This window comes from Plantibacter elymi (nom. nud.), from assembly GCF_900177795.1.
In the GTDB taxonomy this organism is placed as follows: Bacteria; Actinomycetota; Actinomycetes; order Actinomycetales; family Microbacteriaceae; genus Plantibacter; species Plantibacter elymi.
In genome coordinates this window covers 228,044-243,900 of record NZ_FXWJ01000002.1, presented here as the reverse complement: position 1 = coordinate 243,900, position 15,857 = coordinate 228,044, and the positions used below count along the sequence as shown (strand labels likewise).

The following is a 15,857-nucleotide window of genomic DNA, read 5'->3' as shown; positions in this document are numbered from 1 at the left end:
GAACGGTGATCGCCGGTGATCCGTTCGGCGCTGCGGACGCTCGGTTGGTGGGCGCGCGACTACGCCTACGCACTCGTCTGGCAGGTCCGGGCCTTCGTCAGCCGGACCGACCCGCACGACTTCCTGTCCGGCGACCGGTCACCGATCGTCGTCCTCCCGGGCGTCTACGAGACCTGGCGGTTCCTCGAGCCGCTCATCCGCCGACTGCACGACGACGGACATCCGGTGCACGTGATCGACCCGCTCGGACGCAACGACCGCTCGGTCCCGGTGGCGGCACGACTCGTCGCCGACTACCTCGAGGCGAACGGGCTCGGCGACGTCGTCCTCCTCGCGCACAGCAAGGGCGGGCTCGTCGGCAAGTACGTCATGTCGCTCGGCGGCGGCGGAGCGCGGATCTCCGGGATGCTCGCCGTGGCGGCGCCGTTCGCCGGGTCACGGTACGCGAGGCTCATGCTCCTCCCGAGCCTGCGCATCTTCACCCCCGACGACCCGACCATCCTCGCGCTCTCCCGAGAGGCGACCGTCAATCCGAGGATCGTCTCCGTCTACGGGCGCTTCGATCCGCACATCCCGGGCGGCAGCCGACTCGACGGCGCCAAGAACGTGGAACTCGACACCGGCGGACACTTCCGGATCCTCGCCCACCCGCGGGTGTTCGCGGAGGCACAGCTGCTGGCGGATGGGCGGGACGCATGACGGTCGAGACGCTCGAGACCGCGGCCAACCCGCTCATGACCGTGGACGTGGTCGTTCCGGTGAAGGACGACGCCGCACTCCTCCGACGCTGTCTGCGCTCGCTGCGCGCGCAGCACACCAGACCCGCATCGATCATCGTCGTCGACAACGGCAGTCGCGATCGCGCCGAGGTCGCGGCCATCGCCGAGCGGTACGACGCGGTCCTCATCGACGAGCCGATACCCGGCATCCCCGCGGCGAACGCAGCCGGCTTCGACCACGCGACCGCGACGGTCGTGGCGAGACTCGACGCGGACTGCGTGCCGCCACCGGACTGGGTGACCAGTATCGCCGAGGCGTTCGCGACGGATCCGGAGCTTGCGGCACTCACCGGCCCCGCCGTCTTCATCGACGGTCCGCGCCTGCTCCGTGCACCGCTCGCCGGCCTCTACCTCGGGGCGTACCGGCTCTTCGTCGGAGCCGCCCTCGCCCAGGTCCCGATCTTCGGATCCAACTGTGCGATCCGGCGCACGACGTGGGACCAGATCGCCGAGGCGGTGCACCGCGAGGATGCGGAACTGCACGACGATCTGGACGTCTCGGCCCATCTGGGTCTCCACCGACGCGTGCGCTACGACCGGTCGCTCGGGATGGGGATCTCGATGCGCCCGTTCACCGATGCCGGTTCACTCGCACTCCGGATGCGTCGGGGCTGGACCACCCTGCGTGTGCACTGGCCGGAGGAGCTGCCCGCCGTCCGGTGGCTCCAGCGCGGCACACGACTGCGCACCGGTTCACCGGGCTCGCTTCGTCGCTGACGAGTGATGCCCCGGGCGGCGGCCGACGAGACGGCACTGCCCGGTCGACCGTTACGCGCCGGACCCCGTCGCCACCACACTGGTGGTCGCGATCGACAGACGGCTCGGGGTGGTCGACTGAACGCGGACCCAGTCGTCACCCGCCCGCCGCACGGCGCCGGCCTCAGCGAACGCCTCCAGCCAACCGGTCATCGGCCAGGTTCCCCACCGGTCGGCGAACCGCGCGCCGTTGCGGAGGATGTCGTCGAAGTGCTGCCAGGGCGGGCGCTGCGTCTCGTGGTGCTGGTGGTAGGCGTGGGCGCCTCCGACCCACACGAGTGGCGTCCCCGCCGCGTTCAGGGCGAACGCGAAGTCGGTGTCCTCGCCGCCGTAGCCCTCGTAGCCCTCGTCGAAGCCTCCGGTCCGGGACCACGTCGACGCACTCGTCGCGAACGACAACGACCAGAACAGCGGGTACTCGTCCTCGGTGGCGACGCGCTCCGAGCCGTCGTCCGGGTTCGGTCTCGCCGCATGCGGTGCCGTCGCCGCCGCCAATGCGCGGCGGTCGGTGACGTCCACGCCGGGCGGCAGGTAGGTCACCGGGCCGCAGAGGACGGCGCGCGGGTGGCGATCGGACGCCTCACGGTATCGGTCGAGCAGGGCCGGCCCGGGGACGCAGTCCGCGTCGAGGAACACGATGAGGTCGGCACCGCGGTCGATGGCGAGCGCTGCACCGGCGTTCCGGCCTGCCGCGAGACGGAGTCCGTCGGACCCCGGTGGAAGGTGGACCGTCAGTTCCGCATCGAGAGCCGGTGGTGCGTCGTCACCGATCCACACGACGAGTCGCTCCACCACGTCGCCCGACGTCGGCATGAACGCCCCGACGGCCTCGAGCTGCCGTTCGAGGTGCCCGAGTCGTGGGCGCGAGCACAGGGTCACGATCGAGGTCCTCATCGCCCACCCCCTGCAGGATCGCCGGCCGCGACCGCCTCGATCGCCTCCGCAGCTCGTCGGGCGGCGCCCGCCACCTGCCAACGAGACCAGTCGGGGTGGAACTCCGAGGCCCGGTCGAGGATGCCCGTCCAGTCCGCGGCGTCGGGCCAGGACGACCGCACGACCGCCAGCTCGCCCGCTTCGAGGGCACGGGCGGTGGACACCTGCTCGTCGAACGGGCGCTCCTGTGGGACCACGACGGCCGTGACGCCGGCCGCGGCGAGATCGGCGACCGCGTTCTGACCGGCCCACGACACCACCACCTCCGCCCGGCAGAGGGCGTCCCACGGGTCGTCGGTCCAGACGGACCCGGCACCGGTGCCGAGCGAGGTCCAGTCGCGACCGCTGGCGTAGGCGGCCTCCTCCACGGCTTCCTGCGACACCGAGGAGCCGCCGGCACCGGCGAGGAGGAGCACTCCGCTGCGCCCGGCTTCCGCGGCCGTCCGCTCGCGTCCCTCGAAGCGACTGATGCCGCCGGTGTGCACCACCTTGTCCCGCACGGGACGGAGGTGCTCGAGGTCCAGGACCCCGTGCGGCCACGGAGCGATGATCGTCGACGCCGCACGGAAGGCGAGGGCGTGCGGTTCGTCGTCGCGACGGCCAGGCTGTGCCATGACGACGGTGGGAACGCCGAGCAGGCGTGCAAGGAGCACCACCTCAACGGAGACGTCCACCACCATCGCGTCCATCTGCTGCTGCGCGAGGGCGGCGGCGATGGTCGCAAGACGAGCACGGTGCCCGGCGTGACCGAGCGGCGCCCAGTGCAGCAGCCCCTCCGCGGTCGGATCGCAGTCGTCCGGGGGAGACGCACCGTCCGGCACGTCGTCATCCCGGTCGAGCACCACCCAGGAACAGTTCGAGGGGAGTCCCATCGGCGCCGGGAACGAGCTGAAGCAGACGATGTCGGCGTCGAGGTGGGGTGCGACGGCGAGCAGACGCGTCACGTGTCCCCGTCCGTGGTGATGCACGTACCAACCGATGCGGGGCCTCACGAGCTGAACTCGTCGACGCGACCGGAACCGAGCACGGGCGAGTCGCCGAGGAGCGCGGCGAAGTGCTCCTCGAGCCGACCCACCCTGGCGTCGAGCGAGAAGCGGGCTAGAGCGGATGCCCGGATCGAGGCGCGGAACCCTCGGTCCAGCTCCGACTGCCGGATCAACCCGTCCACGCGGTCCGCCATGGCCGCCAGGTCTCCTGGTGCGACGACCTGCATCCCGACGCTCGCCTGGGCGATCTCGGGCACGCCGCCGACGGCGAAGCTGACCACCGGGGTCCCGGTCATCAGCGCTTCCGGCGCGACGAGACCGAACGGCTCGGCCCATGCCGGCGTCGAGACCGCTGCCGCGCTCCGCCCCACGAGCGTGGCGAGCCGCGTCGGGTCGAGCGGCCCGACATGTCGGACGTCACGTCCCAGCAGCGGCGACAGCACGCGCTCGGCGTACACCGGATCGCCCACGCGACCGGCGATGACGAGTCGGCGCCCCAGTCGGCGGGCGACGTCGACCGCGAGATGCGGGGCCTTCTCCGCGACGACCCGTCCGAACCACACGAGGTCGTCACCGCCTCGGCCTGCCCGCCAGGCATCCGGATCGATGCCGTTCAGGAGCACCTCGGACTCGACACCGGCCGTCGCCCACGTGCGCTTCGTGAACTCGCTCACCGCCAGGAACCGGCTGCCGTCGGAACCGGCCCGGTTCGCTGCTGCGGCGACGGCCTCGTCGACCGGTGTGTGCAGGGTGGTGATCATGGGGACGCCCAGCTCAGGTGCCAGTTCCACCGGGAGCGCGTCCAGGCAGTGGTTCGACACGACGTCGTAGCGCCCCGGCCGAGCGGCGATCGCTTCGAGCGCGCGACGCAGTGCCGGGACGGATCGGGTCATGTGGCCCGGGGGATACCGCTCGTCGTCGGGGGAGGACCAGCGCGGCCACCGCAATTCCGGCAGTTCGAAGACGCTGCCGCGCTCGACGAAGTCGGACCCGCGGACGCCGATGAACGTCACCTCGTGGCCTCGTGCGCGCAGTGCGGTGACCTCCGACCACACGGCGGATTCGAGCCCGCCGGCATGCGGGCGACGGATGGGGAAGCGCAGCGGGGCGATGACGACGACGCGCAGTCGTTGACCGGCCGTCACGAGGCGCGCTCGGCGATGACGCGGCGGTACAGCTCGGCGTGCGCTGCTGTGTTGACGGCGTCGTCGACGTCGCGCCGGGCGCGGCGCTCGGCGACGGCCGTGATCCGGGCGGAGGAGCCGGCACGGGTCGTGCCGTCCGCGTCGAGCAGCGCGCCGATTGCACGCTCGAGTGATGCTCCGTCCCCGAGGTCGTAAGCGGAGACGGTGTCGTCGGGATGCTGATCGAGGTAGGCCCCGATTCCAGACGGGACGGCGACGGACACGCCGAGATCCCAGCACAGTTCGAGCCAACCCGAGTGCGTGCCGTGCCGGTAGGGGAGGAGACAGACGTCCAGGCGGCTGAGTGCGATGGCGAGTCCGAGGTCGTCGAGACGCTCGTGCTCGATGAGCAGCGCCGCTTCTGAGCTGCCGACAAGCCGTCGGACGGCCTCGCGTGCCTCCGGATCGCGGACCGCATGGTGCATCCGGACCTCTGCGACGACGTCCGCTCCACGGCGGCGGCGACGTTCGACCGCGTCGATGAGGGTGGTGACGGCACCGATCGCGTCGACATTGGGGCGCAGGTCCTTCAGGTGGACACCGACCCTCGTCTCCGCCGACGGCAACACGAGCGGAACCGTGACGTCATCCGACAGGAGCGACGGGTGCGGGATGACGACGGCGTCGCGGCCCCAACGTTCCCGGATGCCGGCGGCGGCGCCAGGGGTCAGGGTGATCAGGGCGTCTGCTCCACGGACGAGCTCGTCGAGCTGCCGGTCGTAGGCGGCCTGGTTGTCGAGCTGCGGGTGTTCGAGATCGTGCACCGTGTACACGACCAACCAGCCGACCTGGTGCGCTGCCTCGATGCACGCGGTCACGTGTCCGGGTGGGAACGACTCCGTGCCGAAGTGGATGTGGAGCAGGTCGGCATCGGCGGCGTGGTCGTGGATCCAGTCCGGATCGAGGGCGGCGGGCGGCCACCAGACGCCCGATGGCGCTCCATCGACCGGCGGATCGCTCAGCACGTCGATGTCGGGCGAGGCGGTGATGCGGCCGACGTAGGGGTGCGCGGCCGGGATCGAGACGACGCGGATCGGACGAGATGCCGGGTCGGCAGCTCGATCGGTGGCGTGCGACATCACGGTCGACTGCATGGCGGGATCCCCTGTACGGATGCGGGCGCGAGAGGCGCGGACGGGTCGGCGCGATACGGGCGCCGTCCTCCGAACATAGGTCCGATGACGAGAGTGCCCGCGACCCTTGACGCGGGCCCCCCACTGCACCACCATGACGCAGGTGATCGCAGCCCCACCCCGTCTCCTCATGGTCGGCCCACAGCACCACGGCGTCGTCCAGTACGCGATCGACGTCGCCGACGCTGTCGTCCACGCACACCCTCGCGCGGAACGGATGTACGCCTCGACCCCGGCCGACGCCGTGCTTCTGCTCGACGGCGTGGACCGTGCCCACGTCCACGTCACCGACCGTCTCTTCGGCCGGTCACCCGAAGAGGCGGCGGACGCCGTCGAGCGTCTCGCGGACGCCACCGAGTTGACGGTCACCCTCCACGACGTCCCGCAGACCTCCGACGGCAGGATGCTGGACCGCCGCATCGCCGCCTACGCCCGGTTCATCGCCGCCGCCCATGCGACAGCCGTCAACAGCCGGCACGAACAGGCGCTGGCTGAAGAGTTCCTCGGTGTCAGTGCCGCGACCGTTCCGCACGCCATTCCGCTCGGTTCCCGGATCGGTACGGCGGCGGTCTCGGCCGACGATGCATCGCTGACGGGAACGGCCCGCCCACTCACCGTCCTCATCGCCGGATTCATCTACCCAGGTAAGGGTCATTCGTCGGCGATCCAGGCGGCTTCGCGTGCGGCGAAGGATCTCCGTGCCACCGGTCACCCGATCGCCGATGTCGTCGTCCGTGCCATCGGCGCCCCCTCGGCCGGCCATGAGGACGACGTGCTCGACCTCGAGGCGGAAGCACGCGCCGCCGAAGTCTCGTTCGAGGTCACCGGGTATCTCGACGATGCGGCGTTCACCGCGCAGATCTCGCGCCCCGGCATACCCCTGGCCGCGCACGGCCATGTCTCCGCGTCACGCTCGATGCTCGACTGGGTCGAGGCCGGCCGCCGGCCGCTCGTCGTCGACTCGCGCTATGCAGCGGAGATGGAGCAACTGCGCCCGGAGACGATGATCCGCTACGACCCGTCGACCCTTCACACCGAGTTGGCCGCGGCCTGGCTGGATCCCTCCCGGACGCGCCTGCCCGCCGGTCGCAGCCTCCGCCCGGCGCTGCCGGACACCGCGAGCGCCTACCTCGACTGGTGGGGTGGTCGCTGACGCTCGCCGTGCCGATCGGGCACCGCGGTGGTGGGGTCAGCTTCGGACATCGGTCGCCCCCGAGTGCTCGGTGACCGGGACCTGCGCCTGCTGCAGGTGTGCGGTCGCATTCGCCGCTCGCGCCTTCCACGCCCGTCCGTCGTGGACGAGGTGGGTGAAGGACGCGTTCGGCGTCGGACGGAGAGCGGCCTCCTCCAGGACGCGACGCTCGTCCCACCCCTCGCAGATGTAGCGGAAGAGCGATATGACGGCGTCGTGACAGACCACCAGGGCCCGCGTGCGGTCGGTGTGCCGGTCCAGGTCGCCGATGAACGAGCGGAGGCGGAGGGCCACGTCCGTCCAGGCCTCACCTCCTGGCGGTCGATAGTAGAACTTGCCGAGGAACCGTCGTCGAGCGGCCTCTTCCGGGAACTCGGCGTCGACGCCGATCGAGGTGAAGGTGTCGAGGATACCGAGTTCGCGATCACGCAGCCGCTCGTCGACGACAGGACGAAGCTCATCGGCGTCGAGCGCTGCGGCTCGAAGGGCGACCACGGCCGTCTCGTGCGCTCGCCGATAGGGCGAACTGAACACGATGTCCGGCCGGTCGGCGGGCGTGAGGGCCGCGAGACGTCTCCCCACCGCAGCCGCCTGCTCGAGCCCGAGTGCTGAGAGCGGGACGTCGGCGTCACGGCTCGGAACGGCGATGCGGTGGGATTCCGAGCGATCGGCTTCGAGTGCGGCGACGTTCCCGGCGCTCTCACCGTGGCGGACAAGGATCAGTTCCGTGATGGCCATGGATCCACGGTAGCCAGCACGATTCGGCGGCCGCAGACCTTGACGAGTCGATGATCCTCCATGAAGCGACGCCGGCCGCCGACCGCTCGCCGGTGGTGGCACAGCTCGATGATTGCGACAAACCGACGATGCCCGGGCCGTGACGGAGTCCTATCGTTCGACCATGTCGTCACCCACCGCAGTTCGATCGCCGCAACCGTCAGCATGGGCGCCCATGGCGATCACCGCCTTCAGGGTGCTGTGGTTCGCCCAGCTGGGGAGCAACATCGGCACCTGGATGCAGACCGTGGGAGCCCAGTGGGTCCTGGTCGAGGCCGCCGCCGGTGCGGCGCTCATCGCCCTCGTGCAGACCGCGAGCCTCGCGCCCGCCATCCTGGTCGCCCTGCCAGCAGGCGTCCTCGCGGACTCACTCGACCGGCGACGGCTGCTCATCTGGGGATCGGCGGCGAGTGCGGTCCTCGCAGCCGCGCTCACCGTCGTGGCGGCGGTCGGCGCGCTGACGCCGTGGACGATCCTGGCCTTCACCTTCCTGCTCGGCATCACCTCGGCCCTGACCTCACCCGCATGGCAGGCGATCCAGCCGGAGCTCGTGCCCCGCAACCTGATCGCGGCGTCGTCGGCGCTCGGCGGTGTCACCGTGAACGGAGCCCGCGCGGTCGGTCCCGCCCTGGCCGGTGTCGTCCTGTCGACCTTCGGCGCCCCCGTCGTGTTCGGCGTCAACGCGCTGAGCTTCGTCGTGGCCGTGATCGCCCTCCTCTGGTGGAAGCGACCGTCGCAGACCGGTCTCGACGACCGCGAGCCGTTCGGGGCGGCGTTGCGAGCGGGGGTCCGGTACGTCGTCTCCGCGCACCTCGTCCGCCGGATCCTGCTGCGTTCCGCACTTTTCGCACTCCCTGCCAGTGCCCTCTGGGCGCTGCTGCCCCTCACGGCGAAGCGCCTCCACCTCGACTCGAGCGGATATGGTCTCCTGCTCGGTGCTCTCGGTGTCGGTGCCGTGCTGGGCATCTTCGCCCTGCCGCTCGCTCGGCGTCGGTTCTCAGACAACCTCGTCATCGCGGTGAGCGCGGTCCTCTTCGCGACGGGGACGCTCGCAGCGGCTGTCCTGCCCGTCATCCCGACGCTGGTCCTCCTGGTCCTCGCGGGGCTGGCCTGGATCGGCACGCTGACCGTGCTGAACGCCGCCCTGCAGCTCACCCTGCCGCAGTGGGTGCGGTCGCGTGGCGCGTCGATCTACATCCTCGTCTTCATGGGGGCGATGGCCATCGGCTCGACCGGCTGGGGCCTCGTGGCACAGTGGCTCGGGACGTCGCTCGCCTACAGCGCTTCGGCCGTCCTGCTCCTCCTGGTGGCGGTCAGCGTGCGGGTGCTGCCGCTGCTGCCCGGAACAGGGACCATCGACCGCAGCATCTCCATGTCGTGGCCGACACCCACGCTCGTGTTCGATCCGCAGCCGACGGACGGGCCGGTGCTCGTGCAGATCTCCTACACGGTTCGACCCGACGCGCTCGCCGCCTTCCGGAGCGCGATGCGTCGCGTCGAGGATTCCCGTCGCCGGACCGGCGCTTCGCGATGGGCCCTGTGCCGGAGCGGTGACGAGGAAGACGTGCAAGTCGAGATGTTCGTGGTGCCGTCGTGGGGTGAGTTCCGGCGACAGGAGACACAGCGACTGACCGGCCGCGACCGCGAACTCAGAGCTGCAGCGCTGGTCCACGCGGAGGCCGAACCCGTCGAACGGCACTTCTTCCTGAGCAGGGACTCGGCCTGAGTGGAGCGGGCGTTCCAAGCTGGCACGGCATCGGGGGAGCGGTCGGGACCAGAAAGACGAAGACTCCCGGCGAACCGGGAGTTGCAGTGGGCGATACCGGACTCGAACCGATGACCTCTTCCGTGTGAAGGAAGCGCGCTACCAACTGCGCCAATCGCCCGCAGGTCGTCCGCACCGGAGAGGTGCCGAACAGCCGCGAGTCACGATACTAGCCGATGCCGGGGGACGAACGCACATCCGCATCGCTGTCGACAAAGGACGCATGCCGGTTTGAACATCGGTCCCGGTTTCGGCTAGAGTCGTTCGAGCACGCAGTGATGCGGGCAATGCGGATGTGGCGCAGTGGTAGCGCATCACCTTGCCAAGGTGAGGGTCGCGAGTTCGAATCTCGTCATCCGCTCGAGTGTCAGTGGTGTCGTTCCGTCAGGAGCCCTGCTCGGCAGTGTGTTCGGTCACACATGGTGGCGTGGCCGAGAGGCTAGGCAGCGGCCTGCAAAGCCGTCCACACGGGTTCGAATCCCGTCGCCACCTCACCTCAGCAACACAGTTCCATCAGCAACATCCCGGCGTCGTGTCCACACACGCCACCCGGGCGATTGGCGCAGCGGTAGCGCGCTTCCCTGACACGGAAGAGGTCACTGGTTCGATCCCAGTATCGCCCACTACAGAAAGCCCCCGGACTCCGGGGGCTTTCGTCGTTTGCGCGCGTCTTCCCGGTCTGCTTCAACCGGCCCGCGAGGACGCCATAGCTCCGCCAGTCGCAGAGCCCGCGGGCACCCTTCCGGCCCCGAGCCTGTCGAAGGGGCACAGAGGAGCCCATCGGGCACCTCACTCCCATCCCTGAGCAACTCCTCCGGTCCCGGAGTACCCCCTCTGGTCCCTGAGCACCCCCTCCGGCCCCTGAGTACCCCCTCCGGTCCCTGAGCCTGTCGAAGGGCACACGCGGAGACTTCCGCAACTGTGACGACTCGGCATCTGGAATGTCAGTGGTCCATGGTGGACTGGTTCCATGACCGAGACCACCCGCACCGCGACCCGCGTCGGCGACGAATACGCCGCGCAGCTGGCGGAGTTCTCGGACGGATGGGCGGAGCTCCACCGGCTGCAGGCCGTCCTGGACGCCCGGAAGGCGCGCCTCCTCGCCCGGTCCGCCGCCTATGCCGATGCCTTCGCGGACGTCACGGTCCCGGCGATCTTCCCGCCGGCTGAGCGTCGGGCGCTGTCCCGTCGGTCGACGTGTGCGGCCCTGGCGATGGCGACCCGGATGCCGGAGCGGACGGTCCAGCGTGCGACGAACGACGCCGAACGTCTCGTCAACGAAGCGCCGGCCGTGCTGGCGTCGCTGGAGGCAGGCCGTATCTCGGTGCGGCATGCGCAGGTGATCACCGACCAGCTCTGCGACGTCCCTGCTGCTGGGTGGGCGGCGTTCCTCGAACAGGTGCTGCCGGTCGCGGAGAGCGCGACCGCCTCGTACCTCCGGCACCGCGCGCGCGTCCTGCGCGAGCGCCTCCACCCCGAGTCGATCACCGCCCGAGCGGTCCGCTCAGAGGCAGACCGCCGCGTCGAGTTCGAACCGGCCGCCGACGGCATGGCCTGGGTGCATCTCTTCACCACCGCGCCGATCGCGCAGGGCATCGTCGAGCGCGTCGACGCAGCCGCCGCCGCGTCACGCGCTGCAGGCGACACCCGCACCTGCGGGCAGCTGCAGGCGGACGCCCTCGCGGCGCTCGCGCTCACCGGTGTCACGCCCGAAGACGTGGCGTCGAGCCCGGTCCTGCCGCACCCCATCGAGGTCCAGGAGCACATCAAGTCCACCGTGCAGATCACCGTCCCCGCCCTGAGCATGGCCGGCGTCAGCGATGCCCCGGCAACGCTCGACGGCTACGGCCCGATCGACCCGGAGACCGCCGCGCGTATCGCGGTGAACGCGCCGAGCTTCACCCGGATCCTTGTCCAGCCGGAAACCGGCGCGGTCCTCTCCGTCGGGCGGAATCAGTACCGCGTCCCGGCCGACCTCCAACGCGCGGTCCGGCTTCGGGACGGCACCTGTCGGGCACCGGGGTGCGGCAGGCGAGCCCGGGCCTGCGACCTCGATCATTCGGTCGCGTGGGAGGACGGCGGCACGACGGACGTCGGCAATCTCGCCTGCCTCTGCCGACATCACCACCGGATGAAGCACCTCCCCGGGTGGAACCTCGACCACGGGCCCGGCGGGGTCCTCGACTGGACGACACCAGACGGGAAACACCGTCGGACGAAACCGGACCCCGCACCGTTCTGACCGTTTCCGGTCCCTGAGCCTGTCGAAGGGGGTGGATCTTCGTGGGCACTTCGACAGGCTCAGTGACCGGGAAAGGTGTGCCCGCACCTTCAGTCCCCGAGCCGTGCCGCACTTCGACAGGCTCAGCGACCTGGGGAGTGCACCCGGACGGCTCCGGTCCCTGAGCCCGTCGAAGGGTGGTTCGGCCCTGAACGCTGCCGCTCCGGACGTCGCCCCGGGCCGACGCGCCGAGGAAGATGGATTTTCAGCCCGATTTTCCGCGGAACATCAAGGGTTGGGCCGACTCGCCCGCGCCGAGGTGTCAACGAGCGACCTCAACATCGGCTAGAGTTTCCAAGCACCCGGAAACGGGATGCAATGCGGATGTGGCGCAGTGGTAGCGCATCACCTTGCCAAGGTGAGGGTCGCGAGTTCGAATCTCGTCATCCGCTCGAGTGTCAGTGAGAACGTGCAAGCGTTCCACTCGACAGTGTGTTTCATCACACGTGGTGGCGTGGCCGAGAGGCTAGGCAGCGGCCTGCAAAGCCGTCCACACGGGTTCGAATCCCGTCGCCACCTCGCTGGCAACACCACTCACCTGGGCGATTGGCGCAGCGGTAGCGCGCTTCCCTGACACGGAAGAGGTCACTGGTTCGATCCCAGTATCGCCCACAGGAACACGAAGGGCCCGAGCGAACAGCTCGGGCCCTTCGTCGTTCCACAGACCACCTCTTGCGCAGACCACCCGTCGCACGCCCGGACGTCCGTTCAGACGGCGAGGACCGCCCGCTCTCGTCGACGCAGGACCTCCGCGACGCCCCACACGATGAGGCCTTGGCCCGCGGCGTACGTCGCCATGATGATCTCGTCTGCCGCCCAGATCGTCACGGCAGGCACGAAGCGGTCGAGCCCGATCAACGAGTCGGAGACGAGGAACAGCGCACCGCCCACGGCGATCGTCGGCGTCGTCATCGTAGACGAGGCCGCCATGGCCCCGATCACGACGGCGTAGAGGACGACCGCCGGATACAGCGGCCCCATGTCCTGCTGACTGAGGAGCGCGATGCCGGCGACGAGCCACACCAGGTACAGGAGCGCCCAGACCGGCGGGCGGTTCCTGGTACGCAGATGCCGCACGAAGAGCACGACATAGCCGGCCTGAGCGAGCATGAAGAACAGGATCCCCACGCCGAACGCGAGTTCGCCCGGAACCATGAGGGCGACGTCGCCCAGCCAGCTGCAGAGGATCGCAACCAGCGCCGTGATCGCAGCGGCCGACAGCCGTCGGACCGACCACAGGAGCGCCAGCGCGAGGACCAGCATGATGAACGGCTTGGTGAGGAGCGACAGCCATTCCTGACCGGACGCAAGGGCGATGATGTGCACGAGTGCGACCACGGGCAGCGCGGCGAACAGCGCCATCGCAGCCCCGCTCCTCTGCACAGCCGTCATCAGCGTCACCCCCGTCACGTCGTAGGCCTTCACTCTAGCGATGCGACCGAGCGCGAACCATGGCCGCCGACCGACGGCAGCGTCTCCTCGTCGTGGACGACGATAGGCTTGCACGGCCAAGGTTTCACCTGAGAAAGAGAGATCATCCGTGAGTGACGGGTTCGCACTGTTCACCGACCGATCCGTGGTCGCCATGCGCGTCAACGGCGAACTGAAGGACCTCGCCGCCACGGTGACGGAGACGGACACCGTCGAGCCGGTGCACCTCGACTCGCCCGACGGCCTCAACATCCTCCGGCACTCCGCAGCCCACGTGCTCGCGCAGGCCGTGCAGCAGGTCGACCCGCACGCGACCCTCGGCATCGGTCCGCCGGTCACCGACGGCTTCTACTACGACTTCGACGTCGCCGCACCCTTCACGCCTGAGGCGCTCAAGGTGCTGCAGAAGACGATGGACCGCATCATCCGCCAGGGCCAGCGCTTCGTGCGACGCGTCGTCACCGAGGACGAGGCTCGCGCGGAACTCGCGGGGGAGCCCTACAAGCTCGAACTGATCGGCCTCAAGGGCGGATCGGCAGCCGACGACGAGAACGTCGAGGTGGGCGGCGCGGAGCTGACCATCTACGACAACGTCGACCCGAAGACGGGGGAGACGGTCTGGAAGGACCTCTGCCGCGGTCCACACCTGCCGAACACGCGCATGATCGGCAACGGCTGGGCCTTGACGCGTCTCGCCGCGGCGTACTGGCGGGGGAGCGAGAAGAACCCGCAGCTGCAGCGGATCTACGGCACCGCTTGGCCGACCAAGGACGAGCTGCGCGCCTATCAGACTCGGATCGAGGAGGCGGCCAAGCGCGACCACCGCAAGCTCGGTGCCGAGCTCGACCTCTTCAGCTTCCCCGAGGAGATCGGCTCGGGTCTCGCGGTGTTCCACCCCAAGGGCGGCATCATCCGCAACGAGATCGAGAACTACATGCGCGAGCGCCTGCTCGCTTCCGGCTACGAGCTGGTGAACACCCCGCACATCACGAAGGGGCACCTGTTCGAGGTCAGCCAGCACCTGGCCTGGTACAAGGACGGGATGTTCCCGGCGATGCACCTCGACCAGGAGGTCGACGCCGACGGCCATGTCACCCGTCAGGGCCAGGACTACTACCTGAAGCCCATGAACTGCCCGATGCACAACCTGATCTACCGCGCTCGAGGCCGCAGCTACCGCGAACTGCCGCTGCGACTCGCCGAGTTCGGCACGGTCTACCGGTACGAGAAGAGCGGCACCCTCTCCGGGCTCACGCGCGTCCGTGGCCTCACGCAGGACGACGCCCACATCTACGTGACCGACGACCAGGTCAAGGACGAGGTCGGCCGCCAGCTGCAGTTCGTCCTCGAGACCCTCCGCGGCTACGGTCTCGACGACTTCTACCTGGAGCTCTCGACGAAGGACCCCGACAAGTACGTCGGCACCGACGAGGTCTGGGACGAAGCGACCGAGACCCTCCGCCAGGTGGCGGTCGAGTCCGGTCTCGAGCTCGTCCTCGACCCCGCCGGCGCAGCCTTCTACGGTCCGAAGATCTCGGTGCAGGCGCGCGACGCGATCGGCCGGACGTGGCAGCTGTCCACCGTGCAGCTCGACTTCAACCTGCCCGAGTTGTTCGAGCTGGAGTACACGGCCGCGGACGGCACGCGCAAGCGCCCGGCGATGATCCACCGCGCGCTCCTCGGCTCGATCGAGCGCTTCTTCGCGATCCTGCTCGAGCACTACGCGGGTGCCTTCCCGGTGTGGCTCGCCCCCGTGCAGGTCGTCGGTATCCCCGTCTCCGAGCAGTACGAGGAGTTCCTCGGCGGTGTCATCGCCGAGCTGCGCTCGTCCGGAGTCCGCGCGGAACTCGACGCCTCCGACGATCGGATGCAGAAGAAGATCCGCAATCACACCAAGGCGAAGACCCCGCTGCAGCTGATCGTCGGCGAGGAGGACCAGGCCAACGGGGCGGTGAGCTTCCGATTCCGCGACGGCACCCAGGAGAACGGTGTCCCCGTCGCCGACGCCGTGCGCCGGATCCGCGCCGCCATCGCCGCGAAACTGCAGGTGAACACCGCAGCGGATCTGCCGGCATGACCCCGGGCACCGAACCGGAGTCGTTCGAGTCGATCGACACCTCCCACCTGGTGGGCGTCCCGGACGCGTTCCAGCGTCTCTGGACGCCCCACCGGATGGTCTACATCAAACAGGGCCAGCCATCCGACGACGGGTGTCCGTTCTGCATCGCGCCGACGCTCGACGACGAGTCCGCGCTCATCGTGCATCGGGGCGAGCACGCCTTCGTGCTGCTGAACCTCTTCCCCTACAATTCCGGGCACCTGCTCGTCTGCCCGTACCGCCACGTCGCGATGTACGACGATGCGACGACGGAGGAGGTCGCCGAGATCGGCGCCCTGACGCAGACGGCGATGCGGGTCGTCCGGTCCGTCTCACGGAACGACGGCTTCAACCTCGGCATGAACCAGGGCGCCGTCGCCGGTGCCGGGATCGCGGCGCACCTGCACCAGCACATCGTCCCGCGCTGGGCGACGGACGCCAACTTCTTCCCGATCATCGCTCAGACCAAGGCGCTCCCGCAGCTGCTCGGCGACGTCCGGCAGTCGGTCGCGGACGCCTGGCCGGCCTCGGCCTGATCCGTC

Annotated in this window: 13 protein-coding genes and 7 tRNA genes; 13 read left to right on the top strand and 7 right to left on the bottom strand. The window is 69.7% G+C overall.

Going from position 1 to position 15,857, the window contains the following annotated elements:
- Positions 1 to 18: 18 nt before the first annotated feature.
- Both CCK91_RS06085 and CCK91_RS06080 read left to right on the top strand, forming a co-directional pair.
- Positions 19 to 699 carry an esterase/lipase family protein gene (locus tag CCK91_RS06085; RefSeq protein ID WP_086473784.1) on the top strand — a complete coding sequence of 227 codons (681 nt, stop codon included), beginning with the start codon at positions 19 to 21 and terminating at the stop codon, positions 697 to 699.
- Positions 696 to 1,496, top strand: a complete 801-nt coding sequence (locus tag CCK91_RS06080) for a glycosyltransferase family A protein (RefSeq protein ID WP_242664407.1) — start codon at positions 696 to 698, stop codon at positions 1,494 to 1,496. The genes CCK91_RS06085 and CCK91_RS06080 overlap by 4 nt, the downstream gene beginning before the upstream one ends.
- 51 nt (positions 1,497 to 1,547) lie before the next feature.
- Here CCK91_RS06080 and CCK91_RS06075 read toward each other — a convergent pair whose 3' ends face one another.
- From CCK91_RS06075 to CCK91_RS06060, 4 genes are read right to left on the bottom strand one after another with little or no spacing between them, the layout of a single operon-like run.
- Complete coding sequence (locus CCK91_RS06075; RefSeq protein ID WP_119863543.1) at positions 1,548 to 2,429, bottom strand: glycosyltransferase family 2 protein; 882 nt, start codon at positions 2,427 to 2,429, stop codon at positions 1,548 to 1,550.
- A complete protein-coding gene (locus CCK91_RS06070; protein ID WP_242664406.1) occupies positions 2,426 to 3,412 on the bottom strand; it encodes a glycosyltransferase in 987 nt (328 codons plus the stop codon). Before CCK91_RS06070 ends, CCK91_RS06075 begins: the two co-directional genes overlap by 4 nt.
- A 44-nt stretch (positions 3,413 to 3,456) precedes the next feature.
- Complete coding sequence (locus CCK91_RS06065) at positions 3,457 to 4,599, bottom strand: glycosyltransferase (protein WP_242664405.1); 1,143 nt, start codon at positions 4,597 to 4,599, stop codon at positions 3,457 to 3,459.
- Positions 4,596 to 5,732, bottom strand: a complete 1,137-nt coding sequence (locus CCK91_RS06060) for a glycosyltransferase (protein WP_086473311.1) — start codon at positions 5,730 to 5,732, stop codon at positions 4,596 to 4,598. Before CCK91_RS06060 ends, CCK91_RS06065 begins: the two co-directional genes overlap by 4 nt.
- 133 nt (positions 5,733 to 5,865) lie before the next feature.
- Between CCK91_RS06060 and CCK91_RS06055 the strand changes: the two genes are divergently transcribed.
- On the top strand, positions 5,866 to 6,924 hold the full coding sequence (locus CCK91_RS06055; protein WP_242664404.1) for a hypothetical protein: 1,059 nt from the start codon (positions 5,866 to 5,868) through the stop codon (positions 6,922 to 6,924).
- 36 nt (positions 6,925 to 6,960) lie between these two features.
- Here the strand turns inward: CCK91_RS06055 and CCK91_RS06050 are convergent, their stop codons facing one another.
- Positions 6,961 to 7,701, bottom strand: coding sequence for a histidine phosphatase family protein (locus CCK91_RS06050; RefSeq protein WP_086473310.1), 741 nt, complete (start codon positions 7,699 to 7,701; stop codon positions 6,961 to 6,963).
- A gap of 163 nt (positions 7,702 to 7,864) precedes the next feature.
- Between CCK91_RS06050 and CCK91_RS06045 the strand changes: the two genes are divergently transcribed.
- On the top strand, positions 7,865 to 9,466 hold the full coding sequence (locus tag CCK91_RS06045; RefSeq protein WP_086473780.1) for an MFS transporter: 1,602 nt from the start codon (positions 7,865 to 7,867) through the stop codon (positions 9,464 to 9,466).
- A gap of 87 nt (positions 9,467 to 9,553) precedes the next feature.
- Here the strand turns inward: CCK91_RS06045 and CCK91_RS06040 are convergent.
- Positions 9,554 to 9,626: transfer RNA gene (locus tag CCK91_RS06040), tRNA-Val, on the bottom strand.
- Positions 9,627 to 9,794: 168 nt separating this feature from the next.
- On the opposite strand from CCK91_RS06040, the gene CCK91_RS06035 reads away from it, so the two are divergent.
- From CCK91_RS06035 to CCK91_RS06005, 7 genes are all read left to right on the top strand, one after another.
- Positions 9,795 to 9,866 (top strand) — tRNA-Gly (locus CCK91_RS06035).
- Between the two features lie 60 nt (positions 9,867 to 9,926).
- Positions 9,927 to 9,997 (top strand) — tRNA-Cys (locus CCK91_RS06030).
- A gap of 59 nt (positions 9,998 to 10,056) precedes the next feature.
- Positions 10,057 to 10,128, top strand: a tRNA-Val gene (locus CCK91_RS06025).
- A gap of 347 nt (positions 10,129 to 10,475) precedes the next feature.
- A complete protein-coding gene (locus tag CCK91_RS06020; RefSeq protein ID WP_086473309.1) occupies positions 10,476 to 11,747 on the top strand; it encodes an HNH endonuclease signature motif containing protein in 1,272 nt (423 codons plus the stop codon).
- Positions 11,748 to 12,106: 359 nt separating this feature from the next.
- Positions 12,107 to 12,178: transfer RNA gene (locus tag CCK91_RS06015), tRNA-Gly, on the top strand.
- A gap of 56 nt (positions 12,179 to 12,234) precedes the next feature.
- A tRNA-Cys gene (locus tag CCK91_RS06010) sits at positions 12,235 to 12,305 on the top strand.
- Positions 12,306 to 12,326: 21 nt separating this feature from the next.
- Positions 12,327 to 12,398, top strand: a tRNA-Val gene (locus tag CCK91_RS06005).
- 96 nt (positions 12,399 to 12,494) lie between these two features.
- On the opposite strand, the gene CCK91_RS06000 is transcribed toward CCK91_RS06005, so the two are convergent.
- Positions 12,495 to 13,148, bottom strand: coding sequence for a lysoplasmalogenase (locus tag CCK91_RS06000; protein ID WP_165766991.1), 654 nt, complete (start codon positions 13,146 to 13,148; stop codon positions 12,495 to 12,497).
- A gap of 223 nt (positions 13,149 to 13,371) precedes the next feature.
- Here CCK91_RS06000 and thrS point away from each other — a divergent pair, with 223 nt between their 5' ends.
- Both thrS and CCK91_RS05990 read left to right on the top strand, forming a co-directional pair.
- A complete protein-coding gene (thrS, locus tag CCK91_RS05995) occupies positions 13,372 to 15,294 on the top strand; it encodes a threonine--tRNA ligase (RefSeq protein WP_242664494.1) in 1,923 nt (640 codons plus the stop codon).
- On the top strand, positions 15,291 to 15,851 hold the full coding sequence (locus CCK91_RS05990; protein ID WP_086473306.1) for an HIT family protein: 561 nt from the start codon (positions 15,291 to 15,293) through the stop codon (positions 15,849 to 15,851). Before thrS ends, CCK91_RS05990 begins: the two co-directional genes overlap by 4 nt.
- Positions 15,852 to 15,857: the final 6 nt, after the last annotated feature.